This is a genomic window from Streptomyces sp. NPDC086549, from assembly GCF_044746205.1.
Lineage (GTDB): Bacteria > Actinomycetota > Actinomycetes > Streptomycetales > Streptomycetaceae > Streptomyces.
In genome coordinates this window covers 1-26,098 of the sequence record NZ_JBIVBS010000011.1, presented here as the reverse complement: position 1 = coordinate 26,098, position 26,098 = coordinate 1, and the positions used below count along the sequence as shown (strand labels likewise).

Sequence of the window (26,098 nt, the reverse complement as noted above, 5' to 3'; positions counted from 1 at the left end):
TTCTGAACAAAGCCAGCATTGCACCTAGAGCAAAGATCTTATTGCACCGATTCGCAGAGGCCGCCTAGCATCACGATCAACGCCTCGCGCACGCCGGACATATGAAGGAAAGGGGATATATATGACAGTGACGTCCGTGAACGGCATCACCGTCGCTTACGACGACGAGGGAGCCGGCGGCACCCCCCTGGTGCTGGTGCACGGCCATCCCTTCGACCGTACGATGTGGGCGCCCCAGCTCGCCGAATTCGCTGCCGGCCGACGGGTGATCGTCCCGGACCTCCGTGGCTACGGTGGGAGCGAGGTGATCCCGGGCATCACCCCGCTGGAGACCTTCGCCCGTGATGTCGCGGCCCTGCTCGACCGTCTCGGGGTGAAGGAAGCACTCATCGGCGGGCTGTCGATGGGCGGACAGATCGTCATGGAGTTCCAGCGGCTGTTTCCGGAACGGGTGACGGGACTGATCCTCTGCGACACCTTCCCCGGCGCCGAGACTGAGGAGGGGAAGCGGGCGCGCGACACGATGGCCGTCCGTCTGCTGGCGGAGGGCATGGCCGGATACGCCGACGAAGTGCTGGACAAGATGATCGCGCCGCACAACGTCACCGGACTCCCGGCCGTCGCCGCCCATGTCCTGGGGATGATGCGTGGCACCTCCCCCGAGGGTGCCGCCGCCGCGCTGCGCGGACGCGCACAGCGCCCGGACTACGGCGCCGTGCTGGCCGGTGTCCGGGTGCCCACGCTGATCGTTGTCGGCAGCGACGACGAGTACACCCCCGTCCCCGAGGCAGAGGCGATGCACCGGGCCGTTCCTGGATCACGGCTGGCGGTGATCGAGGGCGCCGGGCATCTGCCCAACCTGGAACGTCCGGCGGAGTTCAACGACATCCTGCGGCGGTTTCTGGGGGCGGCGGACGTATGAAGGCCCGGCAGTAGGCAGGGCTCTCTCGGTGCGGCGAGGTAACCGGCCCAACTGTGCTGGGCCAGGGCCGTGCACTGGGTCGCGGTGTTCCTGGAGCATGCTCAGGACTGGTGGATGGGCCTGCGAGAGGAGGCGTACCTCCCCGATGGACCGATCGACAGATCGTCGAGTGGGGCGGACGTTGCAGCGTCGGTCGGGAAGGCGCACCCGTGCTTACGGTGGTCAACGAGGACGGCAGCAGGGCAAGTTGTAGTTCGTTGCTGGATGAGATCGTCCGGGTGGGCGCCCGGCGGATGCCCGGTCGCGATCGGCACCGCCGCCAACGTCTACCTCTCGTCCACCCCAGTCCTCCGGACGTCCGGCCGCACGCGCCGGAGGGCAAGCCGGCCCCCGGCACGTTCCTGCTCGGCATCTCGCCGGGGATGGTCAAGCAGTTTGCATTGCTGCAACCGCCCCATGTCCAGGGCACGGTGGCGCATGGCCTCGCTGTCCAACGCAAGCTCGTACACGAAACTGAAGCCGCTCGTCCCGAATCGTTCGGCGAGTTGCCGCCAGTTCTGCCTCAGTTTGCGAACCGCCGCCGCGGTGGCGGCAGCACACGTGCCTGCGCAGAGGAATGCCCGCGTCTCCTCCCACTCCACGGCCTCCACCACCGCGTACTCGAGGTGGAGGCCGCCTGCCGGTCCCGGGCATACTCCGAAACGTTGGCCGTGCCCGAAGCCGGGCACGATCACCGCGACGGAGTTCCTTGCACGAAGGCCGCCACGAAGTCGTGGCAGGCCAGCGAAGGCCTTACCAAGGACGGCATCAAACCGCGACGGGGAAACGGGAGAACGGGGGACTGAGGGAATTGACGGGCGTGACGCAGCCGGCACGCGACGGTTCCTTGGTGAACAGCGGGGAGGGGCGGACATAGCGCACCTCACGGTGCGTGACCTCGGGCGGGACGCGGGTGAGGGTTCGCCGGCCGGTGTCCGACGCCCACTCCTTGGGCAGGAACAGCCGCCACTGCAGAGGGCAGGAGGCGGTGTCGGTCGCGGCGTGGACACTGACCGCCACCTGGCAGTTCGCCTGCTTGCCCAACGCTCCGCAGTACGCCCTTGGCCCGCTGGCCCTGCCGCGGTACCGACGCGAACACATCCGCCACGAACAGCGCCAACATCCGAAGGCCAGGTGTCCCGCAGGGGTCGGTGTGGCTGGTCGCTGTGGGATCACAAGGTGGTCAGCGGGGCTGATAGTTGAGAGTTCCGAGGGGCCAGTTCGTGGACAGCCAGGTCGTGACGGCCGCGTGCAAGGGCGCGTCCAACTCGGCTCTGTCGGCACGGACCCAGGAGCGGACGTCGGTGTCGTGGTCGTCGTTGCGGGAGGGATAGATATAGACGCAACCGATCACCTCGCCAGTAGCGGTCTCGATGACGGTGTAGGTGAATCCGCGGCGCTGAGCGAAGTCGTCCGCGTGACGCTGCAGGTCGACGAGGTTCGCCTCCAGGGTCATCCCGTCCGCAGGAGGCCATCCTCGGTCCTGGAAGCCCGGGGTCGCACGGATGTGTTCAATGCTGCTGGTCCAGGCGGCGTGGTCGGCGACGTTGTGCTGGGGTCCCAGAGGCTCCAGACGGAACTGCGAGGTGATCAGGTCCGCGGGGACGACGAAGTCGTCGGGGACGAGGGCATGGTCAGTCATGGGGCCGAGGTCATGAGGCAGGGCTCACGGGTTGCACCTGGATTAACCCCGCCGCTCGCGCGACGGGGCGGCCCCACCGGATGCCCCTCTCGCTGCGGATGCGGGCGCGTTCCCTGCGCGGGGCGGCCAGGATGTCGGGGTGGTGGGCGTTGGCGTTGCGCCAGCGCAGGTAGCAATGCAGGGCCCGCGTCCGCACGGTGTGGTTGGGATGGTTGGAGTTCGCCAGGCTGAACTGCCGTAGGGGTCCGAAGTGCGCCTCGATCGGGTTGGCTCAGGAGGCATTGGTAGGGGTGAAGCACAGCTCTACCGGGTGCTTCTTCGCCCAAGTGCGGATCTTGGTGCCCCTGTGCGCGGACGGGTTGTCCATGATCACGTAGATGGGGGCACCGTCGGGCGGTCCAGTTTGGTGTCGCGCTTGGGGTCGGTGGACTCCCTTCCACGTCTTGGTGCGCTGGAAGGTGATGCCGCGTCGGGCCAGTGGGCAGCGCAGGGCCTTGTGGCCCATACGGATTACCCGGCCGTGGCCCCTGCACAGGTAGGCGCAGAGTCTGCAGATCGACCAGCGGGTGAACGGCTGGCCGAGCTTGGCCGGGCGAATGGTGGCCGTCGTGATGACGAAGTCCTCGTCGTCAGCGTTGAGCAGGCGAGGCTGGCCTCCCGCCCACCGAGGGCCCAGGCATGCCAGGCCGATCTCGTTGAAGCGGTGGATGACGTCCCGGACGGTGCCCTCATCGGCCGCGACCAGCCGGGCGATGACCGGGACCCGATTCCCTCTTGATCCGTCAGTCGGCGAACTTTGATCGGCTCTGCCACCACGTCTCCGCACACTGGATGGGATGTCCGCCCCCATCCCATCGGCCCCAGCCTCAACGCGGAGCAGAACCCGGTGAACCTACGCGGTCACAGCACTAGCGGCGGCCTTGCGGCCATCCCGATGCGTCGAACACAGCGACGGGGTCGAGATAGTCACGCCAGTGCGTCACCTTGCGGTCCTTGATGGCGGCGATGGAGACGAAGCGGTTGTCGTAGGGCCGGCCCGTTTGGACCGACGTGCCGTGCACTTCGTATTCCAGGACGACCACCGAGGTTTCGGGGTCCCGGTGTACGCAGAGGTTGTCCGCGCTGTCCAACTTCATGTAGTTGCCGTAGTCGCTGTACAGGTCGACGATGTTCTGCCGCCCTTCGACCCGCCTGGGATACCCCGGCACGGAGATCACGTATTCGAAGACCACGTCCTCGGCGAGGAGGTCGAAGTAGTCCTCCCCGTCGACGAGGCCCTCCAGCCCCTCCTTGATGATGCGGAAGAACGGGCTGTTCGCTCCGAAAGCGGCGTTGTCGCTGACGGTCTTGCTCATTTCGCCTCCACGGTCCACGCGTGGGCGCTGCGCTCGGCGAACTCGCGGAAGGCGGTCGGCGGCCGGCCGGTGACTGTCTCGATGTCGTCGGTGGGCTTGGAGCCGTTGGCGGAGATGATGGCGCTGGTGAGCCAGTGCAGCATCACCGCGTAGTCCGCGGGGGCGCCTGCGGCGAGTGCGCCGTTGATCCAGGCTTCCTGATCGATGTCGTGGTAGAAGACGGGTCGGCCGCTCACGGAGGCGATGGTGTCGGCGGCCTCACGGAAGGTGAGGGCCTGCGGACCGGTGAGCGTGTACGTGGTGCCGGCGTGGGCGACGGGGTCCATCAGCGTCTTGGCCGCGACCGCCGCGATATCGGCCGCGTCGACGAAGGCTTCTCTGCCACCGCCGCTCGGGGCGGTGATCACCCCGTCGATGACCGGGAGGTGGTCGTCGGCGAAGTTCTGCATCACCCATGCCGGGCGCAGGACGGTGGACGTCAGGGCCTGCCGGGCGGCGAGATCGGCCTCGACGGCGGCGATGTCGACCCCCTGCGGCGCCTGGTCGGCGTTGTAGGTGCTCAGGAAGGTGACATGGCGTACGCCGGCGGCCTCGGCGAGGTCCAGGAAGGCGGCGACCTGGTCGGCGTACCGGACGCGCAGGACGGGGGTCACCAGATAGAGGCGGTCCACGCCGGCCAGGGCATCCGCGTGGGTGGCCGGGTCGTCCCAGTCGAACCGGACGTCGGCTCCGCGGCGGGACGCGGTACGGGTGGCGATTCCCCCTTGGGCGAGCTTGCCGGCCAACAGCGAGCCGCTCCTGCCGGTGCCGCCCAGGATGAGTGCAGTGGGTGCTTCGTTGCTCATGACTCGATGATCGGCACTCCGGGCGAGTCAATCCATGCGTGCTCCGCTCGAATTTTTACGCGAAGCTCTCACTACCTTGACCCCCACACTCGTTCCGCTCAGTCTGCTGCCATGGACCTGCTGTATGACCACCTGGTGCGGGCGCGCGCCACCGGCGCCGTCTTCGCGCGGACGGTTGCCGAGCCGCCCTGGGGGCTGCGGCTGGGCGGTTCGATCCAGCTCGCGGTGCACACGGTCGTCCGCGGACGGGGATGGCTCTGGCTGGACACCCCAGGCAGCGCTGTGGAGCTCTCACCGGGAACCGTCACCCTGGTGCGCGGCGGGCCGGACCATTACATCGGGCACGAGCCGGGAGCCGACTGCCTGGAACCGGAGGAGTTCCGGGCCCGGCACGCCCAGGCGGCCCCCGGTGACAACCCGCAGGCCACCGTCTTCCTGTGCGGCGCCTACCAGCTGTCCGGCGAGGTCGGCAGCGGACTGCTGGACGCACTGCCTCAGGTCATGACCCTCTCGGCGGCCATCGACGATCCCCTCCGGGACGTGATCACCCTGCTCTCACGTGAGCTGGTCCGTACCGAACCAGCCCAGCAGATCGTGCTGGACCGCCTGCTGGACCTGCTTCTCGTGCTGGCCATCCGCAACGACTTCCACCGCAGCGCGACCGCACCGCGCTGGTACCGGGCGTCCGCGGACCCGCGGCTGAGCGCCGCGCTGCAGGCCATGCACGAGAACGCGGCCCATCCGTGGACGGTCCCCGAACTCGCTGCGATCAGCGGCCTGTCCCGGGCCGCCTTCGCGCGGACCTTCCGGGAGGCGCTCGGCCAGGCCCCCATGCAGTACCTGACCGAGTGGCGGATGACCCTCGCCCGCGACCACCTGCGCGCCGACGATCTCAGCCTGGCCCAGATCGCCGATGCCGTCGGTTACGGTTCGCCCTTTGCCTTTGCGGCGGCCTTCCGCCGCCACCACGGAGATCCACCCGGAGCCTGGCGCCAGCGGGAACGGGCAACCGCAGACACGCGTTCGCTCGTCACGCACCACGGCCCGTGAGCAGCCCGCATGAACGGTCCGCATCCGCGAGCCGGTGAACACCGCACAGCCCGGCCCGCCGCCTTGGCCTTGCCAATCAGTGGCTATTAGGGTTCCGGCACAGATCTTGGGGAGTGGTCGCGGAGAGTTACCGAATCAGGGCCATCTTGAAGCAGGGCCATCTTGTGGAGTAACCCGAGCTCATCACTGTTGCTACCGGCAACTTACTGATGGTAACAATGGTGGGGTGAGATAGCTGTGACGAACAGTCGCTGTGTAGGGCCGTTATGGAACGGTCAACTGGGCCACGCCTCGCAGAGCTCTCCGTCACGGCGAGAACGGCGCACTGGCACTGCCGGATTTCAGGACGGTCGCACGGAAGGACGTGACGACGGGACGAAGGTCGACCTGGTGCCAGGCGGCCCACAGGTGCACGGATCTCTCGAACCAGGGGAGCCGGCGGACGGTGACCCCCGGCGGACAGTTGCGCAGCATGCTCTCCTGCACCAGCGCCATGCCCAGGCCGGAGGCGACCAGGCCGAGGGCGGCGAGGGAGTCGGGTGCTTCGAGTCGGATGTCGGGAGTGAATCCGGCGGCCGTGCAGGAAGCGACGAAGCCGTCCCTCCAGGCGGGGTCCTGGCTGTTCTCGACGGCGACCCAGGGCTGGGCTTCCAGAGCCGCAGGCGGGATCTCCGTGCTCTCGGTCAGGGTGTGACTGCTCGGCATCGCCAGAAGCAGCGGGTCCTTGACCAGGAGCGCGCCGCGCAGATCCGGGTCTGCCTCCGGCGGCGCCTGCGCTACCAGCGCGATGTCCAGGCTGCGCTGGCGCAGTCCCTCGAATTGCTCCGCTGCTGTCAGGTCGTAGAGCGCGACGTGGATTCCCGGCCGTTCGCTGTGCAGCTCACGCAGCGCAAGGGGTAGCACACCGGTGTGCATGGCATCGCTGACGTAGCCCACGCACAGGCCGCCTTCCTCGCCGCGGCCCAGGCGTCGGCCCAGATTCTCCAGCCGGTTCGCGTGCCTCAACAGTGCCTGTGCCTCCGAGAGAAAGACGTGGCCGTCGGAGCTGAGGCGGATGCGCTGTTGGCCGCGCTCGAACAGGACCAAGCCGAGGTTCTTCTCCAGCTGGGCGATCTGTCGGCTCAGCGGCGACTGTGAGATGTGGAGACGATCTGCCGCACGGCCGACGTGCTCCTCCTCCGCGACGACCACGAAATAGCGAAGTTGCCGCAGGTCAAGCATGTGAGACCCTCCGAGACTCAAGTCTGTCCAAGCAAGTCTTGGACAGTCTGACTGCTCGATCCTAACCTCGACAGAGCAAGAGCCGCGGACTGTGGCAAAACGCTTCAAACTCCGCGTACCGCAATGCAGAGAGGGATCTTCCTCATGGGCATCAAGTCCCTTCTGTCGGGCTCCCTGGGCTTTGGCACGGCGCCGCTCGGCAACATGTTCCGCAGCATCCCGGACGAGGAGGCTGCCGCAACGGTCGAGGCCGCCTGGAACCAGGGCGTTCGCTACTTCGACACCGCGCCCTTCTACGGCGCTGGCCTGTCCGAGATCCGCCTCGGTGAAGTGCTGACCGACCGGCCGCGCGACGAGTACGTGCTGAGCACCAAGGTCGGCCGCGTCATTCTGGACGAGCTGGAGGATCCCGCCGCCCGCGATCTGGGGGAGAAGGGCGGTCTGTTCGAGCATGGTCGGCCGAACAAGATGGTCGACCTCTACACGGCGGATGCCACCCTGCGCTCCATCGAGGACAGCCTCAAGCGTCTGAAGACGGACCGTCTCGACATCGTCTGGGTGCACGACGTAGCCCAGGACTTCCACGGCGACCAGTGGCTGTCCGTCTACGAGACGGCCCGTACCGGCGCGTTCCGCGTCCTGCAGCGGCTCCGCGATGAGGGCGTCATCAAGGCCTGGGGCCTGGGCGTCAATCGCGTGGAGCCGATAGAACTCGCACTGGACCTGGACGAGCCCCAGCCCGACGCATTCCTCCTCGCAGGCCGCTACACCCTTCTTGACCACAGTCGATCCCTGCAGCGCCTGCTGCCGGCGGCTACCGCGCAGAACGTCGACATGGTCGTCGGCGGGCCCTACAGCTCCGGCATCCTCGCCGGCGGCCGGCACTTCGAGTACCAGAAGGCCCCGGCCGACATCATCGCCAAGGTCGAGCGGATCAAGACGCTCGCCGCCGCACACGGTGTGAGCGTCAAGGCCGCGGCCCTGCAGTTCGCGCTGGCCCACCCCGCCACCGCGGCGGTCGTTCCGGGTGCTACCCGACCCAGCCGCATCGCCGAAGACATGGCAGCCCTCGACGAGCATGTCCCGGCCGCCTTCTGGGCGGCTCTGCGAGAAGAGCGGCTCATCGCTCCGGAGGCCCCCACGCCCTGACCCCTACCCGCAACTCCTCCCTCAAAAGGAACAGCACACCATGGCGACCACCACCGTCTCCATCGACGTCCCCCGATCCGCCGACTACGTCTGGCAGCTCATCGGCGGCTTCGACTCCCTTCCCGACTGGCTCCCCTACATCCCCAAGAGCGAACTCGGCGAGGGCGGTCGCGTACGTCACCTGACCAACGAGGGCGGCGACGTCATCGTCGAACGCCTCAAGGCCTTCGATCACGACAAGCGCACCTACTCCTACGCCATCGAGCGGGCACCGTTCCCGGTCACCGACTACTTCTCCACGCTGACCGTGCACGCTGTCGAAGGAGCACCCGACACCTCACGTGTGGAATGGACCGGATCGTTCACTCCCGTCGGCGTCAGCGACTTTGAAGCCGAGGCCCTGTTCCATGGCATCTACACCGACGGACTGGCTGCGTTGCTGGCCACCCTGAATGTGCAGGAGCTGAGGTCCTCTCGGCAATGCGATGGTAGCGGTGCGTGACCACGTGCTGCGGGTGGTCGGGGTGGTGCCCCGGCGTCAGATGTGCGTGAAGCCCTGGCAGGAACGGGTCTGCGAAGATCATGTCCCGGCCGAGAGGCTTCACGTGCCGTCCAGTGTCACCTGCACCGCTGTCCTCGATGTCCGCCTGTGGTGGTCCGGGAAACACCGGCACCGTGGCCGGAACGTACAGGTCATCGCCTACCTGCGGCCCCATGCCAGCTACGACGAGCGCGCCGCAGCCCTGGCAGACTTCCTGCACAACTACAACCACCACCGCTGCCACACCGCACTCGGCGTCTCCCCCCACCGATCGGCTGTGCCGACAACGCTTCAGGTCAACACACCTGAGGCGCAACCGACTTCAGCCTTCTCACCGTGCGGCCATCGGTCCTCGCCTGGCGGCTCGGCCGGGCGAGGCGAGGATCGCAAAACCCTTCGCGCCTGCTCGCCTCGCCCGGTACGGTCTCGATCATGTTCCCGCTGCGGGGAGCCCGAGGGTTCCGCGCGCGGCCGCCCCGGCAGTTCCCCCGTTGAGAGTAGGTTTCGTCGATGGCATGTCGTATCAGTGAGCTCGTGCTCGGTTGCCGCGACCCCGAGGTGCTGGCGCGGTTCTGGTGCGAGGTCCTGGACTTCGTAGTGCTCGATCGCGAAGGGAACGACTGCATCGAGATCGGGTCGCGCGAAGGATTCGGCGGCCCGCAGCCGACGATCATCCTCAGCCGCAGGGACGAGCCGGAGCCCGGGAAGACCCGGCTGCACATCGACGTCAACCCCACCGACCGCGATCAGGACGCCGAGCTCGAACGCCTCCTGAAGCTCGGGGCGCGCCCGGCCGACATCGGCCAGACCGGCGAGGAGCAGTGGCACGTGCTTGCCGACCCCGAGGGCAATGAGTTCTGCCTGCTCAAGGCGCGCCTCAACCCGCTCTGACGGCTCTGTGTCCGCGGTGCGCCCCTAGCCTCGGTTCAAGGTCGACGGCTACCGTGGGCCGCGAGGCGGCTTGCCCACACCGGGTGTCGCCGGCCCACCAGGCGTGAATCTGGCCGACGCGACCCGGTGGCCCCGCGATCGTCGGCCGGCGTTCCTGGGCGGACTCGATCAGCTTGAGCACCATCGCCAGGACGTCGGCCGGGCTGCCAGCACCGCCGGTGCCCGTGGTCCGAAGCTTCACGGTCGAGAAGGCCGACTCGACGGGGTTCGCGGTCCGCAGATGGATCCGGACCGGACCTCACTCCACGGGAAGATGGAGACGGCGGGTGCGCACGGCATGGGCGATACGGCTGGCCACCTCGTCCACGCCCAGGCTGGTCGACAGTGCCAGCCGGTCGCTCAGGCCGGGCCTGATGTCCTCAAGTCTTTCGGGTTCGATCCCGTGCAGCACAAGAAACATCTGCGAACGGCTCAGTGCCGTCAATTCCCGTTCTGTCCAGCGCCGCCCGATGAAGTCCTGGCTGAGCACGACCACGCCATAGCGCGATGACGAGATGCCGAAATCGATCACCCTGGCCAGGTCGTCGCCGAGACGGATCTTTTCCTGGTCGATCCAGACACGGAATCCCAGCTCCGTGAGTCTCCGGGAGAGCGGAAGGGCAATCTGCTCCTTGTCGACGCTCGCATGACTGACGAAGAAGTCGTATCTCCCCTCGCTGATCGGGTAGATCATTCCTTCGTACTCGACCAGGTCACGCTCTTCGTCGTCCGCGTGGATCTCGAAGTCGTCGAAGTCCGGCCACTCCTCGCGAAGTGGCCGATACGGTTCTTGTACATGGAACCCGAGTTCGGCCAGTCGCTCCAGTCGGCCGGAGTCCCCGTCCAAGCGCCGCAGAAGGCAACCGGCTCCCGGTTCGAAGGTGATCCCTTCCGCACGCAGACGGGTCACGTCGCTGTTGTAGATGTGAACGTTGAAGTCGAACACCGCGTCGGACATGTCAGCGTCACGCAGGCTGCTGAAGCGGATGGTCAACTGTCGTACGTAGACGTTCCGTAGCACGGCCCGACGCAGCGAGACCCTGGTGAGCTCGCCGCCCTTGATCTCAACGCCCGTCAAGTCGGCGCCGTCGAGGAGGACATGATGGAACCGGGCGCCGTTCATGCGGGATCCCGACAGGTCGGAATCCCGCATGTCGACATTGGTGAGGGCCAGACCGTTGAGGTCCACGTTCCTCAGGTCGATCTCCCGCAGTACCGCGTTACTGATACGGATATGGGTGAGGTCGCTTTGCGCGTCCGGCGGGGGACGGTGTTCGTTCCAGAATCTCGTACCCCGAGTGAGCATCCGCAGGAGATTCCCGTCGGCCATGTCCACAGCGTAGCGAGCGGGGTCCAAATGGCAGGACTCTTCGCGCCATTGCGCCGTGTGCTTGCACATCGCGATCTGTTGCGTCCTTTAAGAGGACGGATATCGTGCCAGGACCGATCGATCGGATCTCGGGAGCGGGCATGCCGGAACTGGAGTTCGGCGTCATGATCGATACGTCGTCGGGGTCGGGTGAGGAGATCGCCCGCGCCGCCCGGTCCGCCGAGGCCCTCGGCTTCGGCGTCGTGGCCGTGCACCCGGACCACCCTTCCTCGGCCGGCACGCGCGCCACCGGGCCGTCCGTCGAGTGCTGGACCGCGATCACCTGGATACTCGCGGCCACCACACGGATCAGGGCACTCCCCTCGGTCCTGTCCATGGCGTACCGGCACCCGGGGGTCGTGGCGAAGATGGCCGAGAGCCTCGACCGGCTGTCGGGAGGCAGGCTGATCCTGGGCCTCGGCGCCGGTGGGGACGACAGGGCGACGCGCGCGTTCGGGCTCCCGGAGCGCACCCCGACCGCCAAAGTGGCGCTGCTCAGCGAGGCCATCGACGTCATGACGGGGCTCTGGGAACAGGCGCCGTTCACCTACGAGGGCCGCGCCTGGCACATGGACGCCGCGTCGATCAACCCTCTGGCGGTGCGTCGGCCTCCCATCTGGCTGGGCGCGTACGGAGACCGGATGCTCGATCTGGTGGCGGCCCGAGCCGACGGCTGGCTCCCCTCGTACCACCACCTCGACCGGCGGCAGGCCAAGGAGCGGCTGGAGCGCATCGCCGAGCGAGCGGCCTCGGTGGGACGTGACCGGGCGGAACTGACCTTCGCCTGCAATGTTCCGCTGGAGATCGATCCGCGCAAGCGCCCCTCCCCGTCCCGGCTGTCAGGTTCGGCCGAAGAGGTCGCGGAGCATCTCGCGTGCATCGCCGAGGCCGGCTTCGACACGTTGGTCCTCTGGCCCGTCCACTCCCAGCCCGACGCCCTGGAAGAGCTGGCGAAGGAGGTGATTCCCGTCGTACGTGAACGATGACGCCCCCGGTGCCGTCGCTCCTCCGCGCGTCCTCACGCCGCATCTTCCGGGCCGCCCAGCAGGGTCCTGGGATCGTGCACCCCCGCGAGCTGCGCGAAGCCGAGCGCATACGCGTGGAGGTCGCGCTGGACGGCGTGGAGAGCTGCGCGGCACTCGGCATTACGGGTCCAGGCCGCCTCGGGTCCGTGCGGGTGGGCCAGTTCGTAGGCGTGCAGCCGGGGGTGCCAGAGGGAGAGGAAAGGGCGCAGTTCCTGGTTGAGCATGGTGATGGCGAGGTATTCGACGGTGTGACCGCCGGGGACGGCCTTTGAGGGGCGGCCGGCCTTCAAGGTGTCGCGGGTGGTGGTGAACAAGCCGTACAGCGAGGTGAGCGCCTCGCGCACGAGTCCTTCGTCGTGGCCGAGCGGCTGGGTGGAAACGCGGGTGGCCGTCTCCACGAACAGATGCCAGGCCATCTGCCGGGAGTCGTTGTTCACGACGAATGTCAGGTCGCTGACCTGCGGGACCTTGACCGTGATCTCGCTCAGCCGGGCGGCGCGCCCGTACAACTGCATGAACGACACCGTGAGGACGCCTGCCAGGCCGCCGGTGATGATGAAGAGGTTGCGGCCGGTCACCTGGCCGATGCTGAACACGGCCAGGCCGGTGGCGGCGCCGATCACCAGGGCGATCAAAAGGCGGAGACCGTGACGGCGCAGCCCCTGCCGAAATGCCTCCCAACGTGTCGACACTCTGCGTCCATCCCCCCGAGTCCCACGTCCCGTCGCCACACCTGGCACGGGCCACGGACAGCGTGTCAGTACTCGCCGGAGGCCGCCATCCTCAGGACGAGGGCGGCGCTGGGCGCACAGGTGATCCGACCGGCGCGCACGGCGCGCGCGGCGTCGTCCAGAGGGATGTGACGCACCTTCAGGTCCGTCTCACCCGGCTCGGGCGACGGGTACCCCGGCGTGAGGCCGTCGGCGCTCCACAGGTGGACCCGGGCCGGGGTCAGTCCGGGCATCGGGTGCAGGGCGCCGTGCGGGGTCCAGCGGCCCTCGCGGTAGCCGGTTTCCTCGGCAAGTTCGCGCTGTGCGGTGGCAACGCTGTCCCGCTCGCCGGGCTCCATGCTGCCGCCGGGCAGTTGCCACATCGTTCCGGTGAGGTAGTGGTACTGCTCGATCACCAGCAGTCGACCGTCGACCAGGGCCGCGACCCGGACCATGTCCGGGACCTGGACCCAGTCGTAGTGGCCCGGACTGCCGTCCGGCAGTGTGATCTCGTCGCGGTAGGCCACCAGGCGCGGTGTCGTGCACAGCTGCTCGCGCCCGTGTCTGCGCCATGGTCCTCGCGTCTCCATGCGGGAAGTCCTGCCCAGGGCGTTTGCCGCCTACGCCATCGCCTCCGAAGCCTCCGCGATGTCCGTCGCCGCCAGGGCCCGCTGTTCGAACTGCGTCCGGTGCAGTTCCGTGTGCCGTCCCCGGCCGCCGGGAGTTCCTCATGCGTACGCGCACCCCACCCCACCCATGTCTTTGTTGCACGGGGGGGCAGTCGCAGCGGACGGCGTGGGCCCGTGGTCGGAGCGGCACGCACCTCACAGAATTTCCGTGTCCCTGACCTGGACATATGTTGTTACCTGCCGGTAGGTATGCTCTCCTCTCGGGTGGGCAGGCGGGAGCCTTCCGTCATGCCTGGCGCGGGATCGGTATAGACATGGTGAATCGGACGCCGACTGGTCACTCGGTGTCGATGTTCGGCCGGACCTCCACGATGGCGTCGGCGTCCTCGGCCTCGCCCTCCTCGTCGCGCCAGAGGCAGACCCGCACGTGCTTCGCGCGGTGGAGGCCGCGCGTCTTCCATTCGGTCATCAGGTCGGCGACGACGAGGGAGAGGGCGTACTGGGGGCCCTCGCTCGAATCGTCGGCGGTGATCGTGCCCCGCCACCGTTCGGGGTTGCTGCCGTAGGGGCGCCATCCCTCCGAGCCGTGCGGCTCGAATACCCGGTACACCCAGTCCGTCTCGGTGCCCATAGCACCGATCGTGTCACTCAGGTCCATCATGTGCTGCATCGGATCGGCACCCGCCGAGCGCGGGTCGGCCGGACCCGGCAACTGCCCCGACGTTGCCGAGCTGGACTAGGGGGATTTTTGCGTGATCGACAGGTGCCGTGGCCCGGCCACGGGTCCAGCTTGCCCACTACGGCGCCGGGAGAGCCCGCTGCAGCCGCAGACCCCCTCCCGTGGAATGGACCCCTGAGCCCTGAGCCCTGAGCCCTGAGCGGGATTTTCGAACGTGTGAGCGGGGAAGTTGACGCCGCTGGCGAGATCGTCCGCTGGGCGGAAGCCATCGGCGTCCCTCGGCTCATGGCACAGGTGACCGGTTTCCTCGCCGAGGGGGACTGAGCCGGGGCGGACCGAGGACACCGCCGTTGGCCCAGCGCATCCAGGCGCTGTACTCCATGACGTCCCCGGCCGCACGCCGTACTCGGGGTCGTCCCGCCTGAACGTGGTCTCCAGGCCGAATACGGCACCGGTCGCCGGGTCCAGGATCAGCATCCGGCGCCCGCCCGAGCCGACTCGCGGGTGCCGAGCGTTCAGTTCACGAGCAGTTCCTGCGTCGCGTCGAAGAGTTCGGGGATGGTGAGGGTGTCGTCAGGGGCGGGGCGGGGCGGGGCGGCCGGGTCGGCGCTTTGTGCACGCAGGCGCCAGTGGTTCTTTCCGTACGGACTACGTGGGGGGATACGAAAGTCGGGGGTCGGGTTCCTCGTCCAGGGCGACGATCGGCGCGGAGTGCCGGAACAAACTGCTTGGACGACGTCAAAGGACGTCGGTACCCCCATAGCCAAGGAGTTCTGCCATGCGCCTTGCCGGAAAGATCCTGCTCGGAATCCTGGGACTCGCCGTGCTGGCCGGAGTCGGTCTCTGGTTCACCATCAGGCACGTCGCGAACGACATCACCTCGCACACGATCACCGCGGCCCAGTTCGAGGGCGTTCACGTCGGCGAGAACCGGGACGCCGTGCGCGACCGCCTCGGTGCGCCCGGCGGTCTTCAGCCGCAGGACAAGCCAAAGCCGCCGGTCGGCGCCACTTGTGACTACTACCTGCAGAAGCACGTGTCCCTGGAGAAGAAGCAGACTTTTCAGATCTGTTACCGGGACGGGAAGGTCGCCGCCACCCAGGCCCTGCCGTCCGCCGAGGAGGAGGCCGCCCGGGACAAGGCCAAGAGCAGTGAGAACGCCCGGCCCTGAGCGGCTCGGTCTCACGCAGGCCCACCCGGGGGCACGCTCCGCCCCGCCGGGTCGCGGCCACTGTGCGCCGGTCGGCGGCGGTTCCCGGAACCATCATCCGAAGGGCCCCTTACCTTGGAACACGTGTCCGTTTCCTCTGTGTCCGCCTCGGTGGCGGCCCGCCCTGCCCGGATCCAGTGGCCCTCCGAGCCGATTGCCTGGGTGCTGGCGGGGCTGATCGCCTCTGGAGGACTCCTGCCGGCCGCCGCACCGCGGTCCCTGCTGCCACTGCCGCTCGCTGTCTCCCTTGTCTTGGAGTGCGCCACCGGGCTCCTGCTGGCCTGGCGGCGCGACCGGCCCACTCTGGTGGCGGCCGTGGTCGCCGGAGCGAGCCTGCTGACCGTTCAGCCGGCCCTGCCGTTCGCGATGTACTCGCTGGCCAAACGGCGGGCACCGAACCCCCTGCGGTACGGCGTCTACGCAGCCGCGGTGCTCAGCCAGTTCACCACCGACGCCCCGGCGGCGGGCGCCATCGCGGCAGCCCTGTTGGTGGGCGCGCCCGCCTGGCGCGGCACGGTGATCCGGTACCGGCACACCAGGCTGGAGGAGCTGGCCGAGCGAGCCGAGCAGGCCGAGCGGGAGGCGTTGCTCATCGCCCGCCGGGTCCGTGCGGAGGAGCGGGCCGCGCTGGCGCGTGAGATGCACGACGTGGTGGCCCACGAGGTGAGCCTGATCACGCTGCACGCGGGCGCGTTGAGTGTGGACCCGCAGGAGTCGGAGCGAGCCCGCGAGACCGGCGAGTTGATCAGAGTCACCGGCAGGCGCGCGCTGGCTCAGCTGCGCCAGATCCTCGATGTGCTCCGTGCCCCGGAGACCGTCGAGAGTTCCTTCCAGCCCGGCCCGGCACTGCGGGATCTGCCCCAGTTGCTGGCCGACTCGGCGGCGGCGGGCGTCCCCGTGGACTGGGCGCCGTGGTCAGTGGCGGTGACGGAAGTCCGAGCCGGCGCACAGCCGTTGCCTCCGGCGGTGGAGCACACGGTCTACCGAATCGTCCAGGAGGCACTGACCAACATCCGCAAACACGCCCACGGCGCCCGCGCCACCCTGGGGCTGCGGGTGGACGGGAAGAACCTGGAGTGTGAGGTGACCAACCCGGTGACCGGCCTGCCAGGGGAGGCGGCCGGCGAGGGCGCGGGCCTTGGCCTGCGCGGTCTGCGGGAGCGGGCCGCGCTCCTCGGCGGCACCCTGGACACCGAGAACCGGGACGGCGTGTTCCGGGTCCGGCTCCGGCTGCCCGTCGTGCCGCCCGTACCGAACCGGGAGCAGGAGACGATGAGGGCAGAACCCGCCGGGGAGGCTCAGTGATCCGGGTCCTGCTCGCCGACGACGAAGCCCTGGTCCGCGCCGGGTTGCGCCTGCTGCTGCAGACTGCCCCCGACATCACGGTGGTCGCCGAGGCCGACGACGGGCGGGCCGCGGTCGAGGCCTGTGCCCGGCTGACCCCTGACGTGGTGCTGCTGGACGTGCAGATGCCCGGCCTGGACGGAGTGGGCGCCGCCAGGGAACTGTCCGCGTTGCCCGCACCGCCGCGGATCCTGATGCTGACCACGTTCGACGCCGAAACCTATCTGCTGCCGGCGCTTCGGGCCGGCGCCCATGGCTTCCTGCTCAAGGACGCCCAACCGGGCCAGGTCCTCGACGCGGTACGGAACACCGCGGCCGGCCTCCATGCCCTCGCCCCCGAGGCGGTGAACCACCTGGTGGCGCGGGTGGCCGCGGAGCCACCGCTGGCCGTGCCGCCCGGGCTGTCCTCGCTCACACCACGCGAACGGGAGGTGCTGGTGGCGATAGCGGACGGGCTGAGCAACGCCCAGATCGGCCGGCGGCTGGCCCTGCGCGTGCCGACCGTGAAGGCCCATGTCTCGCGGATCATGGAGAAACTGCGCTGCGAGAACCGGGTACAGGCCGGACTGCTCGCCATGCGCGCAGGGCTGAGCGGAGAGGCGGGTCCCACGGACGAGGTGTGACCTCGCGGCCGGGGAGGCCCGTTTCGGCTCTGTCCGGGATGCGTGTGGGCGCCGCCGGAAGGTGTCCGCCATCGCCGACCGACAGGCGCCGGCTGGGCACAGAGCGGCTCAGCCAGTTCCGAGCAACACTCGATCGCAACGGCCTGGATGCCCACGGCTGATCGCGGACCTTCCAGCGCAGCCTGATCCGTCGCTGTATCTCCCGGAGGAACAAGCACACCGCTGACAAGCAGCTACATCGTCCGTGGCCTCACTCAACACGCTGTCCGACACGCAGGACGCTGAGATAACGGCGTGATGCCCGGTCGCCCATCCGCGTGCGGATGCGCTCCGCGATGGCGTCGAGCAGGGGCTCACGGACGTCGCGGTCGAGCCTCCGATACAGCGAGGTCGAGCGAAGGAGATCGGCAAAGCCGTCCCCGTTGAACCACTGAACCGTCGGGTACCAGCGCACGATCGTCGGGCCGAACAACCCTCCGGGATCGTCGACCAGGCCCCAACCCTCGTTGGTGGTGCGCACGTCGTCCTCCAGCGGCGGATGACCCCAGCCGGGGTTCCCGGGGGAGAACCGCTCGTGGAGATCGGCGGTCTCCGCATAGACCTCCGGCTCTCCCGGCCTGCGGACAACAACGTTGCCGAGCAGCGCCATCCAGCCTCCGGGATACAGCACGTCGTGCGCTCGCTGCCAGCCGATCGACGGGTCGACCCAGTGCCACGACGACGCAGCCACAAGAACATCGAAGCGTCGACCGCGGTCATCCCACTCCTCAAACGTTGACGTCTCGACTTCGACGTTGCTGAAGGAGACGATCCGCCGGCGAGCGAGTGCGGCCATGTCCGCGCCCGGCTCGATGGCGGTCACTGGGCATCCGATCCGTGCCAGCGAGCCCGTCGCCTGACCGGTACCGCAGCCCACCTCCAGCACCGACGACCTTGCGTCCATGCCGGTGATGGCTCCAACGTCCGCGAACAACTCGTCGGGGTACCCCGGCCGGACCCGGTCGTAGAGCTCCGGCACCTCGTTGAACACCCGGCCGAGGTCGTGTCGATTCGGGCGCATCTTCGGGTCATCAGTCACAGGCGCACAACCTATGGAGCTCGTTCATGGAGACGCCACTGGTTTGCCGGCAGCCGCTGCCGTGGTGCGGAGGCCAGAACCAAGACCGTGTCCCGAGGCCGCTGATTCCGCCGTCGAAGGTACGGCAGCAGGGCGGCGGAACCCAGGACTCGCCTGGTGAGCTTGTGCCGGTACCGAGTTCGACGATCCAGTCCGGCGGTCGAGCGCGCCGCCGGCGCCCCTGCTCCCGTTCGGCCTGCTGCTCCACGACCGCGGCGATCTTGCGGTCGATGCGCTGAAGCCGCCTGGAGTGCAGGATCCGCATTCTGTGGAATCCGCTCTGCCGAGCCAGCGCGCGAGCCTGCGGTTGTGAGGGTTCAGGGAAGGAAGCCGGGCCGTCCTTGTTGTCGGTGTGGGCGCGGTGGAGCATCAGCCCCAACTGTCTTTGGTGTGGACGGAGTTGCTGTGTCCATCCTGTTCGCTCTGTTGTTGGCCGCTGTGGTGGCCGTCTTACTGATGCACGTGGTGCAGTTCCGCGAGCAGCACCGGGAGACACTGCGGGCCACCGTGCTGCAGACGCAGGTGGACCTGCTCAAGGCCGCGGCGGCCGACCCGGACCTGGCCCGGGCGGCGGCCGGGCCGCACGGCTCGGAGCCCGGAGAGGCCCGCCGACACCTGTTCTTCGAGGCGCAGATGACCGCTTGGGAACTGCAGTGGCGCATCGGTGCCCTGTCTCAGCATCAGCTCCGCGCGCATGCCTCGGCGTTTCTGGCCGGGGAGGACGGACGTCGGTATTGGGAGCGTACCCGCACCGCACGCGCCGGCCTGGCCGGCGATGACGCGAAGCTGCGGACCTTCACCAAGGTGTTCGACGACGCCCGGCAAACGCTGAAGCCTGCCGATGCGCGCTGCCAGCTTCGACGCAGAGAAAGGGAAACGGCGTCAAAGCAGGGCATCAGCGGATCAACGGCTAATCGGGCAACACCGAGGAGGGCCGCGGCCATTCATCTGGCCGGGCCCAGCAGACGCCCTGCTCAGGAGCGGGGCGGCGGGCAGATGATCCGATGCTGATGCACGGTGCTCACCCTAACGTTGGGTACGGACCCAAGCGGTAGCCATTTTCTGACGCGATACGCGGAGTCTCATGCGGATAGGTCGCCGGTCGCATGGGCGAAGGGGGACTGCGGCCGGGCCCGCTGGGAACAGCGCATCACCCTGGATCTGCGCGGTGGCCGCGCCGAACGGTGCGTCCGGGAACTGACCGAGCTGGTGGCCGCCGATCCACTTCGCGAACGCTCGCACGTCTTGCTCATGGAAGGGCTCAACCGCGAGGGCAAGCGGGCCGACGCCCTCGCCGCGTTCCGGCACGCGCGCAGGATCCTCGCCGACGAACTCGGCGTCGAACCGGGCCCGGAGTTGGCCGCACTGCACCAGAGCATCGTGCCCGGCGCCCCGGCCCGGCGGAGCCCGCCACGCAGGATCGGTCGTCCGAAGGCGACGATGACGAGGCCTCGTCCGGCTGCCCTCCCGCACCGCCCCCGCCTGCCCAACTCCTCCCCGCGCTACCGGACTTCACCTACGGTGAGGGCGAAGCCGCCGAGGGTTCCCGGCCGTCAGGCGGCGGTGGTGCTTGCCCCGAACGTGTGGGGCGTCTGGGGTACGGACATGAGGTGGTTCTCCTGCCGTGACTGGGCGGGTCTTGGTGCAGAATCCGTGAGGCCGGTGGCTACTGGACTGCGCCGCCGGTGACCAGCAGTGTTTGCGCGCTGAATGCCTGTACGGTGCGAGATTGCGGCGGCGGTTGCCCTCACGAGTGACGATGAGCATGGTGACCCACTCGACCAGGGTGCGGGGCGGATCGAGTACGGCCGTCAGGAGCTGTCCGCTCAAGCTCACCCGTGCGTTCGGTTGCCAAATCAATGGCTGACTGTCTGGCCGTCCTTGTACACGGTGAAGTACTCCGTGGAGGACAAGACGAGCTTGAACACCATGCCGTACTTGCGGCGCAGGTTCGCGACGCTGGTGGTGGCCGGCTCACGCAGGCACCGCTGGACTGGCGGATCGCTCGGGGAGCATGCCGGTGGTTCCTCGATCAGCTCACGCTTTCCGCTCTGGCGCACCTGGTCCCAGTCGAGCGTGACCGTACCCGCGCTGAACAGTTGGTTCGGCTCACCGGTCCCCGGGCCCTGAGGGTTTCCTGTCTTGCCCCGGTAGTAGTCGACGACCTTGGTCGCGTAGTAGAAGTCGTGGCCGAAGGGGATCGGGGAGCCATCGCGGTCGCCTGCGGTGAGGATGCCGTCGATCGTGTCGGACACATGGTGAGAGCTGGCGCCGAAGTAGGCGCTGACCTGCATCGTGCAGCGGATTTTGTACCGGTCGTCGCCGTCCTGGAAGAACAACTCCTTCGCCCGCCCGCCCATGCACCAGTCGTCCACGGTGACCAGTCCGAGCGTGAGCGGCGTGTGGGCATCCCAGTAGGCGATGGTCTTCCGGTTCTCCTGCTCCAGCTGCTTGCGGGCCCTGACCGCCTCGGCGCTGCCGGCTAGTTTGCGGACTGTCTTCGGGCTGGTGGCGCCGTCCTGCGAACAGGCGGACACCGCCAGCAGCGCCACGCAGCACACCATGCCCAGAACGGCTCTGGTATGCCGTCGATGCCCCACCACTGTTACCCCTTTCCGTGACCATGACCACTGTGAACGGTGGGAGCGAGGGGTCGCCTGAGTACGCGTACTCAGCTGTCACCGTGCGCCGGCGGGTGCCGAGCCTGTCGCAGATACCGGTACTGGGCTTGGCCGCTCCGTGGGATCGCGCGAACGCCGTCTGCGGCGAGGGCAAGGCGGCCGTGTACATCGGGCAGTGTGTCCGGAGGACCGCAGTGGCGGCGCGAGACGCCGCGATCCGCAGGCCACGCTCGCCCCGACCTGGTTCAGCGTGACTTCACCGCACCCGCACCGAACCGGCTGTGGGCCACCGACCTGGTCCTCACCACGCTTGAGGCACGGGCCGAAGCCCCGGCCAAGGCCGGCTGATCCCGCTGCCGGCACGTTGGTCCTGCCGGCTCGCCGGCAGGACCAACGACATCACAGCCTGTCATTCAGCAGCGAATACATGAACGTGTCCCGGCGTTCGTCCCCGACCTGCTGCCACCCCCGTAGCAGTCCCTCACGTTGGAACCCCGCGCGCTCGGCAGTTCGCACGGAGGCCGCATTCCACGGCTCCACCCACAGTTCAAGCCGGGGAATCCGCAGATCCCCCAAGGCCCAGTCGGCCACTGCATCGACGGCAGCCAAGGCGGCACCCTGACCACGCGCCGACTTGACGACCCAGTAGCCCAGCGACGCACGCCCCTGTTCCAGATCCCTCAGCCACAGCCCCACCTGACCGACCGGCCGGTCGTCGGAGGCCACGATGACGAACGTATACCCGGCCCCCGTGGTCGCCCGGCCCCACTGCCGTTCGACGAACGCGACGCCGGCCGACTCGGAGTACGGTGAGGGCACCGTCGTGATCAACGGGATGTAGTCGTCCTCCGACGCCTCACGGACCAGCGGAAGGTCTGAAAGACGCCACGGCCGAAGCGAGAAGCCGGCGTCAGCGGCGAGTTCAGGTACCTCAAGAGGGTTGCTCCATGCGCCCAACCTGCCCTGGTCCGAGCCCGGCCCCCACTCGGGTTGTGAGCACCCTCAGCCCTCGTCACTCCGTTCAGCGCCGCAACGACAACGAAGCACGATGCTGGTCCCGGGGACGTCATTTCTCGTGAACATCCGCCGGGTCACCGGTCACCGACTGCTGCTGAAACAGATAGACACACGCTGCCGACGACCGTGAACGAAACCACCCTCCCGGCTTTCCGGCCGACCAGCACGGAGAACCGGAAAGGGGTCCGCAGCTCAGTTGGTCCTCTTGTGCCGGTGATCAAGCACCAGGAAGATCGCGAATCCGGCGGCGAACAGGAGCGCGCCGACGGCGAGGAACGGCACCGGCGCGAACTCGTCGGTGCAGGCACGCCCGCCAGCCGTCGCGTGACAGACGTTCCCGGGGCCGCCCCGGTTCAAGTACGCAAGGTAGAAGAGAGGCAGGGCCAGGCCAGCGAGGCCCCCGACGACGGCGTTCCTGTGCCCCTTGCGGAGCAGGAACACGCCGACGGCAGCGGCCAGGGCGATCAGGGCCACGCCCACCGACAACAGGGCGGCCAGCCCCAGGGCGAGACACCCGCCGACCGCGGTCCAGGCCAGGAACCAGCCCCACTCCGAACCGCGTTGACCCTCGACCACGACTGTCTTGCGTTGCACCGTGCCTCCCGTTGAAAGTGAGACTGCACCAACCGGGCGTGTCGATCCTTGCGGCGGCGGGTCCAGGATATCGCCTGATGTGATCACGTCGGACGAAAGGCCCAGCCTTCGTTCGGCCTTGGCAAGCTCCGCCTGGTCGGCGCGGACAGCTCCAGGGCGTGCAGTTGGCTCTTGCGTCAGCCATGTGTCCGACCGCTTGGATTCGGGGAGCCGGTCCATGAGAGCGTCGGTGGCCGTGTGCGCGGCGTGGGCCTGCTTGGACTGATGACTGAGGAAGTAGGTGCGGTTGGCGACGGCGCGGGCGACGGTGAACCGGGCGCGTGATTCCTGGCGGCTGCTCAGGTCTTGCAGGACGATCGTGGTCATCCTGGCCATCGGCCCGGCCGTGCGGCACAGCTAGCTTGGCCGGATGGCGGCGGCCGGCGGACGGTGAGTGGCGGGTTCAGACCGGTGAAGTCCGAGACCAGGTCGGCCAGGACGCGTATGGCGCGTATGAGTTGCCGCAGGAGCCGCGACGTGCCAGGGCTCCGTTCGTCTCTGCGAGCGATAGCTCTGGGCACATCGATCGGCCTCGCAACCGGTACAGCGGAGCCACAGAAACGCTCACGGATCCGCGTAGGGGGTCTTGTGTCGGGGCCCTGTAGGGGGCGTTAGAAGAGGTCGCGGTACTGGTTGAAGCCGTTGCCGATCTTGACTCGAGGCTTGAAGGGCGCTGCCGCCTTGCCGGTCCCCTTGTTCAGCCACAGGTTGCCCTCGGGGTCGCGGGCGAGCAGGTCGCTGTGGCCGTCGCCGTCGACGTCACCCGTGGCCACCAGCTTGTTGAACCGGTTCCAGCCGGGACCCACCTTCATGCGGGCCGCGAACGGCTTTCGCGGATCGCCCGTGCCCTTGAACAGCCAGAGGACGCCCCGCTTTTCGCGGGCGACGATGTCCGGCTTGCCGTCGCCGGTCAGGTCGCCCTGTCCGGTGATCTGGGTGAACTGGTTCCAGCCGGGACCGACCTTGACGCGCGGTGCCAGCGAGCCGTCCGCCTTGGTCTGGAAGCGCCAGAGGACGCCCCGCTCGTCGCGCGCCAGCAGGTCGGGGTGCTTGGCGCCGCCCAGGGTGCCGGGGGAGAAGACGATGTTGTACTGACCCCAGCCGGTGGCCACCTTCTTGAGGTGCCCGTTGCGCCAGAGATTCAGCGTGCCGTCGTCCATGACGTGGTACGCACCGTCCTGGTAGCCGGTCAGATCGGGGTCGATCGACACCCCGTACCTGAAGTGCGGCCAGACGTAGGCGCCCGACCGGTCATCGAAGCCGCCCTTCCCATCGGGCATGTAGACGTACATCTGGCCCGACGGCATGATCCCGGAGAGGAAGAAGAAGGGCGCGGCGGGGGTGGGTTTGTGCTGCCCGGCCGCGGCGGTGCTGCGGGCGACGTTCTTCGCCGGATCGGTCGTCGCGGGGGCGTCGGCCAGTGCGGCGCCGGCGGTGGCGCCGACGAGGGCGACGGCGATCGCCGAGGTGACGAGACGCGACAGGGCGCGTGCACGCCGGGAAGACTGCGTCATGTATGACTCCATGAGGTATGCGGAATCAGGCGGTGCGCTCTGCATCGGTGGGGGGACCGCCCGCATCATTGTGTGGATCTTCGCACGTTTGGCCAAGTGGATTTACGGTGAGGTGCGGAATGTAAAATTCCGCCAGATGGCACCGCGGAAAGGCCGCAACCGCGTATGTGTTGCGCCCCTTTTCCTGTGGCCGAATGCGCCTCAGTGGGTGTTCCGCGAGCGTTCGCGGAGTTTCAGCGCGAGTTGGCCTCTGGGGTGCCTGGAGCCGCCTTGGTGAGGGTGAACAGGCCGGGCTCGGGCTTGGTAAGGAAGCCGCTCGCACGCCCGCCGAGGGCTGGAAGCGCGGCCGGTGGCTGCGTTCACATTAGGCAGCAGCGTTTGTACAGCTGTTGGGGAAGCGGGTCGAGGGACGAGGTCTCACGGATGTTCGCGAGAAATGGGTTCTGGCACGGACCTTGGAGAGATGTCGCGGAGGGTCGCTGAAGCAGGACCATCTTGCGGATGCTCGGCGGGGTTGCGGCCCGAGGTTCGCCGTTGGCGAATCGTCCTCGGGGTGTGTGTCGGGCGGGTCATCGTGGCTGAATGATCGAGGACAGGTTGGAGCAGGTGTTTGCCGGAGCCGGTTGCCGGGGCAGTGTGGCTGTCCTGGATATCGACGGTCAGGGCCGGGTGGTTTTCGGGGATACCGAATTGGTGGTTGCCGCGTCCACGTTCAAGATCGTGGTGGCGTTGGAGCTGTTCTGCCAGGCTGCCGAGGGGCGCCTGGATCTGGCGGAGCGTGTTCGCTTCTCGCCGGCGCAGGCCACGCCAGGCGGTCAGGGGCTTTGCATCTTCGAGGACGAGGCTGAGGTCTCCTTGCGTGATATTGCCCGGATGATGCTCACCATCAGCGACAACACCGCAACCGACACGTTGATCGGCCGGGTATCGCTGTCGCGCATCCATGCCCGCTTGGCGGACTTGGGTCTGGACCGGATCCGGTTGGAGGGCACGATCCGGCAGGAATTCGATGCCATTGGCCGCGATGCGGGTTTCGCGGGGTGGGCGGAGATGGGACGTGCGATGCGTCAAGCAGGTTCGCCGGCGGACGCTGAGCGCATTTGGGAGCGCGCACTGTCCGCTCCGTCCCTGCGGCCCGGCCGTATCACGAGCGCAACGGCCGGGCAGATGGCGACCTTGCTGAGGCTGATCTGGCGTGACGAAGCCGGTCCGGTTGATGCTTGCCGGGCGGTGCGGACCATCCTCGGCCAGCAGCGGCTGACCCGGAAGATTGCCGCCGGGTTCAGTGACGAGGTGCGGGTAGCAGCCAAATCAGGCACTGTTCCCGGTTGTGCGAGCAACGATGCGGGGGTTGTGCAGTACCCGGACGGTTCTCGTTTCGCGGTGGCGGTATTCACCAGACCGGCTGGTCCCGGCGCCTGGACACCACAGGCCGATTCCGTGATCGGTACAGCGGCCCGGTTGGCGGTCGAATACCTTCGTCGGCAACCATGAAGGTGGCATCTGCTCCGTGGCGAGCGTGACCGCGTTCCTGCCGGGCGGGAAGCCGTGCCGTACCTGGAACGACTGCATCAGTTCAGTGAGTGCCGCACCCGATTGCTTGCACCAAGCCCGGACCCACTCGGCATCAAGCCGTTCATCAGCCACGATCGCCCTCTTCGGCCCCGTGGAACTCACCCACCGCAAGCCCGGAACAACGTACAGGCGCGTTCCCCCAGGGCTGCCAGAACCCTTGGAATTACTCCGTCCCGGCTGAGGAATCCCCAGACGGTTCCACATCCGCCGGACCCGGCTGCAGGACGGGCGGTGGGGTCAGCAGCAGTGTCGGGCTCGGCTGAACCCGGTCGGCTGCTGTGCCGCGATGCACGGTGCCGTTGGCGTGAGCGCTTGGGGGCACCGTGCATCGCCTTTGG

Annotated in this window: 26 protein-coding genes and 4 pseudogenes; 14 read left to right on the top strand and 16 right to left on the bottom strand. The window is 68.1% G+C overall.

What is annotated here, in order from left to right:
- Positions 1-121 precede the first annotated feature (121 nt).
- Positions 122-922: an alpha/beta fold hydrolase gene (locus ACIPSA_RS30035; protein ID WP_402639941.1), complete on the top strand. Its 801-nt coding sequence runs from the start codon at positions 122-124 to the stop codon at positions 920-922.
- A gap of 921 nt (positions 923-1,843) precedes the next feature.
- On the opposite strand, the pseudogene ACIPSA_RS30030 reads toward ACIPSA_RS30035, so the two are convergent.
- From ACIPSA_RS30030 to ACIPSA_RS30010, 5 genes and pseudogenes are all read right to left on the bottom strand, one after another.
- Positions 1,844-2,041, bottom strand: a pseudogene (locus ACIPSA_RS30030) (transposase); the annotation flags it as partial.
- 103 nt (positions 2,042-2,144) lie between these two features.
- Complete coding sequence (locus ACIPSA_RS30025) at positions 2,145-2,603, bottom strand: GNAT family N-acetyltransferase (protein WP_402639939.1); 459 nt, start codon at positions 2,601-2,603, stop codon at positions 2,145-2,147.
- 10 nt (positions 2,604-2,613) lie between these two features.
- A pseudogene (locus ACIPSA_RS30020) lies at positions 2,614-3,375 on the bottom strand (helix-turn-helix domain-containing protein); the annotation flags it as partial.
- 136 nt (positions 3,376-3,511) lie between these two features.
- Positions 3,512-3,958 carry a nuclear transport factor 2 family protein gene (locus ACIPSA_RS30015; RefSeq protein ID WP_402639937.1) on the bottom strand — a complete coding sequence of 149 codons (447 nt, stop codon included), beginning with the start codon at positions 3,956-3,958 and terminating at the stop codon, positions 3,512-3,514.
- On the bottom strand, positions 3,955-4,803 hold the full coding sequence (locus ACIPSA_RS30010) for an NmrA family NAD(P)-binding protein (RefSeq protein WP_402639936.1): 849 nt from the start codon (positions 4,801-4,803) through the stop codon (positions 3,955-3,957). Before ACIPSA_RS30010 ends, ACIPSA_RS30015 begins: the two co-directional genes overlap by 4 nt.
- A 111-nt stretch (positions 4,804-4,914) precedes the next feature.
- On the opposite strand from ACIPSA_RS30010, the gene ACIPSA_RS30005 reads away from it, so the two are divergent.
- Positions 4,915-5,853, top strand: coding sequence for a cupin domain-containing protein (locus ACIPSA_RS30005; RefSeq protein ID WP_402639934.1), 939 nt, complete (start codon positions 4,915-4,917; stop codon positions 5,851-5,853).
- 306 nt (positions 5,854-6,159) lie between these two features.
- Here the strand turns inward: ACIPSA_RS30005 and ACIPSA_RS30000 are convergent, their stop codons facing one another.
- The gene (locus ACIPSA_RS30000; protein ID WP_402639932.1) at positions 6,160-7,074 is read right to left on the bottom strand and encodes a LysR substrate-binding domain-containing protein; all 915 of its coding nucleotides are present in this window, start codon (positions 7,072-7,074) and stop codon (positions 6,160-6,162) included.
- 144 nt (positions 7,075-7,218) lie between these two features.
- On the opposite strand from ACIPSA_RS30000, the gene ACIPSA_RS29995 reads away from it, so the two are divergent.
- The 4 genes and pseudogenes from ACIPSA_RS29995 to ACIPSA_RS29980 all read left to right on the top strand — a co-directional run bounded on the left by ACIPSA_RS29995 (position 7,219) and on the right by ACIPSA_RS29980 (position 9,655).
- Positions 7,219-8,223 carry an aldo/keto reductase gene (locus tag ACIPSA_RS29995; protein WP_402639930.1) on the top strand — a complete coding sequence of 335 codons (1,005 nt, stop codon included), beginning with the start codon at positions 7,219-7,221 and terminating at the stop codon, positions 8,221-8,223.
- A 40-nt stretch (positions 8,224-8,263) separates the two neighbouring features.
- On the top strand, positions 8,264-8,725 hold the full coding sequence (locus ACIPSA_RS29990; protein ID WP_402639928.1) for an SRPBCC family protein: 462 nt from the start codon (positions 8,264-8,266) through the stop codon (positions 8,723-8,725).
- A 196-nt stretch (positions 8,726-8,921) separates the two neighbouring features.
- Positions 8,922-9,073, top strand: a pseudogene (locus tag ACIPSA_RS29985) (IS481 family transposase); the annotation flags it as partial.
- Positions 9,074-9,274: 201 nt separating this feature from the next.
- Entirely contained in the window at positions 9,275-9,655 is a 381-nt protein-coding gene (locus ACIPSA_RS29980) for a VOC family protein (protein ID WP_402639926.1), read from the top strand.
- A gap of 298 nt (positions 9,656-9,953) precedes the next feature.
- Here the strand turns inward: ACIPSA_RS29980 and ACIPSA_RS29975 are convergent, their stop codons facing one another.
- A complete protein-coding gene (locus tag ACIPSA_RS29975; RefSeq protein WP_402639924.1) occupies positions 9,954-11,093 on the bottom strand; it encodes a toll/interleukin-1 receptor domain-containing protein in 1,140 nt (379 codons plus the stop codon).
- Between the two features lie 71 nt (positions 11,094-11,164).
- Here ACIPSA_RS29975 and ACIPSA_RS29970 point away from each other — a divergent pair, with 71 nt between their 5' ends.
- The gene (locus ACIPSA_RS29970) at positions 11,165-12,049 is read left to right on the top strand and encodes an LLM class flavin-dependent oxidoreductase (protein WP_402639922.1); all 885 of its coding nucleotides are present in this window, start codon (positions 11,165-11,167) and stop codon (positions 12,047-12,049) included.
- Between the two features lie 32 nt (positions 12,050-12,081).
- Here ACIPSA_RS29970 and ACIPSA_RS29965 read toward each other — a convergent pair whose 3' ends face one another.
- The 3 genes from ACIPSA_RS29965 to ACIPSA_RS29955 all read right to left on the bottom strand — a co-directional run bounded on the left by ACIPSA_RS29965 (position 12,082) and on the right by ACIPSA_RS29955 (position 14,058).
- The gene (locus tag ACIPSA_RS29965) at positions 12,082-12,780 is read right to left on the bottom strand and encodes a hypothetical protein (protein ID WP_402639920.1); all 699 of its coding nucleotides are present in this window, start codon (positions 12,778-12,780) and stop codon (positions 12,082-12,084) included.
- 65 nt (positions 12,781-12,845) lie between these two features.
- Positions 12,846-13,388 (bottom strand): NUDIX domain-containing protein, encoded by a 543-nt coding sequence (locus tag ACIPSA_RS29960; protein ID WP_402639918.1) that lies wholly within the window; start codon positions 13,386-13,388, stop codon positions 12,846-12,848.
- A gap of 376 nt (positions 13,389-13,764) precedes the next feature.
- Positions 13,765-14,058 (bottom strand): hypothetical protein, encoded by a 294-nt coding sequence (locus tag ACIPSA_RS29955; RefSeq protein ID WP_402639916.1) that lies wholly within the window; start codon positions 14,056-14,058, stop codon positions 13,765-13,767.
- 826 nt (positions 14,059-14,884) lie between these two features.
- On the opposite strand from ACIPSA_RS29955, the gene ACIPSA_RS29950 reads away from it, so the two are divergent.
- From ACIPSA_RS29950 to ACIPSA_RS29940, 3 genes are all read left to right on the top strand, one after another.
- Positions 14,885-15,277, top strand: a complete 393-nt coding sequence (locus ACIPSA_RS29950) for a hypothetical protein (RefSeq protein WP_402639914.1) — start codon at positions 14,885-14,887, stop codon at positions 15,275-15,277.
- A 123-nt stretch (positions 15,278-15,400) separates the two neighbouring features.
- Positions 15,401-16,621, top strand: coding sequence for a sensor histidine kinase (locus ACIPSA_RS29945; protein WP_402639912.1), 1,221 nt, complete (start codon positions 15,401-15,403; stop codon positions 16,619-16,621).
- Positions 16,618-17,283, top strand: coding sequence for a response regulator (locus tag ACIPSA_RS29940; RefSeq protein WP_402639911.1), 666 nt, complete (start codon positions 16,618-16,620; stop codon positions 17,281-17,283). The genes ACIPSA_RS29945 and ACIPSA_RS29940 overlap by 4 nt, the downstream gene beginning before the upstream one ends.
- 250 nt (positions 17,284-17,533) lie before the next feature.
- Here ACIPSA_RS29940 and ACIPSA_RS29935 read toward each other — a convergent pair whose 3' ends face one another.
- Positions 17,534-18,361, bottom strand: coding sequence for a class I SAM-dependent methyltransferase (locus ACIPSA_RS29935; RefSeq protein ID WP_402639910.1), 828 nt, complete (start codon positions 18,359-18,361; stop codon positions 17,534-17,536).
- A 444-nt stretch (positions 18,362-18,805) separates the two neighbouring features.
- On the opposite strand from ACIPSA_RS29935, the gene ACIPSA_RS29930 reads away from it, so the two are divergent.
- Together ACIPSA_RS29930 and ACIPSA_RS29925 are read left to right on the top strand one after the other, a co-directional pair.
- Positions 18,806-19,411 (top strand): DUF6082 family protein, encoded by a 606-nt coding sequence (locus ACIPSA_RS29930; RefSeq protein ID WP_402639908.1) that lies wholly within the window; start codon positions 18,806-18,808, stop codon positions 19,409-19,411.
- Between the two features lie 6 nt (positions 19,412-19,417).
- Complete coding sequence (locus tag ACIPSA_RS29925; RefSeq protein WP_402639906.1) at positions 19,418-20,089, top strand: AfsR/SARP family transcriptional regulator; 672 nt, start codon at positions 19,418-19,420, stop codon at positions 20,087-20,089.
- 30 nt (positions 20,090-20,119) lie between these two features.
- Here ACIPSA_RS29925 and ACIPSA_RS29920 read toward each other — a convergent pair.
- Together ACIPSA_RS29920 and ACIPSA_RS29915 are read right to left on the bottom strand one after the other, a co-directional pair.
- Positions 20,120-20,215, bottom strand: a pseudogene (locus ACIPSA_RS29920) (IS5/IS1182 family transposase); the annotation flags it as partial.
- Positions 20,216-20,256: 41 nt separating this feature from the next.
- On the bottom strand, positions 20,257-20,952 hold the full coding sequence (locus ACIPSA_RS29915; protein ID WP_402639904.1) for a hypothetical protein: 696 nt from the start codon (positions 20,950-20,952) through the stop codon (positions 20,257-20,259).
- Positions 20,953-21,198: 246 nt separating this feature from the next.
- Here ACIPSA_RS29915 and ACIPSA_RS29910 point away from each other — a divergent pair, with 246 nt between their 5' ends.
- Positions 21,199-21,369, top strand: coding sequence for a hypothetical protein (locus ACIPSA_RS29910; protein ID WP_402639902.1), 171 nt, complete (start codon positions 21,199-21,201; stop codon positions 21,367-21,369).
- Positions 21,370-21,420: 51 nt separating this feature from the next.
- Here the strand turns inward: ACIPSA_RS29910 and ACIPSA_RS29905 are convergent, their stop codons facing one another.
- From ACIPSA_RS29905 to ACIPSA_RS29895, 3 genes are all read right to left on the bottom strand, one after another.
- Positions 21,421-21,978 (bottom strand): GNAT family N-acetyltransferase, encoded by a 558-nt coding sequence (locus ACIPSA_RS29905; RefSeq protein ID WP_402639900.1) that lies wholly within the window; start codon positions 21,976-21,978, stop codon positions 21,421-21,423.
- A gap of 252 nt (positions 21,979-22,230) precedes the next feature.
- Entirely contained in the window at positions 22,231-22,998 is a 768-nt protein-coding gene (locus tag ACIPSA_RS29900) for a hypothetical protein (protein ID WP_402639898.1), read from the bottom strand.
- A 284-nt stretch (positions 22,999-23,282) separates the two neighbouring features.
- Positions 23,283-24,185 carry an FG-GAP repeat domain-containing protein gene (locus tag ACIPSA_RS29895; protein ID WP_402639896.1) on the bottom strand — a complete coding sequence of 301 codons (903 nt, stop codon included), beginning with the start codon at positions 24,183-24,185 and terminating at the stop codon, positions 23,283-23,285.
- A 582-nt stretch (positions 24,186-24,767) separates the two neighbouring features.
- On the opposite strand from ACIPSA_RS29895, the gene ACIPSA_RS29890 reads away from it, so the two are divergent.
- The gene (locus ACIPSA_RS29890) at positions 24,768-25,679 is read left to right on the top strand and encodes a serine hydrolase (protein WP_402639895.1); all 912 of its coding nucleotides are present in this window, start codon (positions 24,768-24,770) and stop codon (positions 25,677-25,679) included.
- The last annotated feature ends 419 nt before the right edge of the window (positions 25,680-26,098 follow it).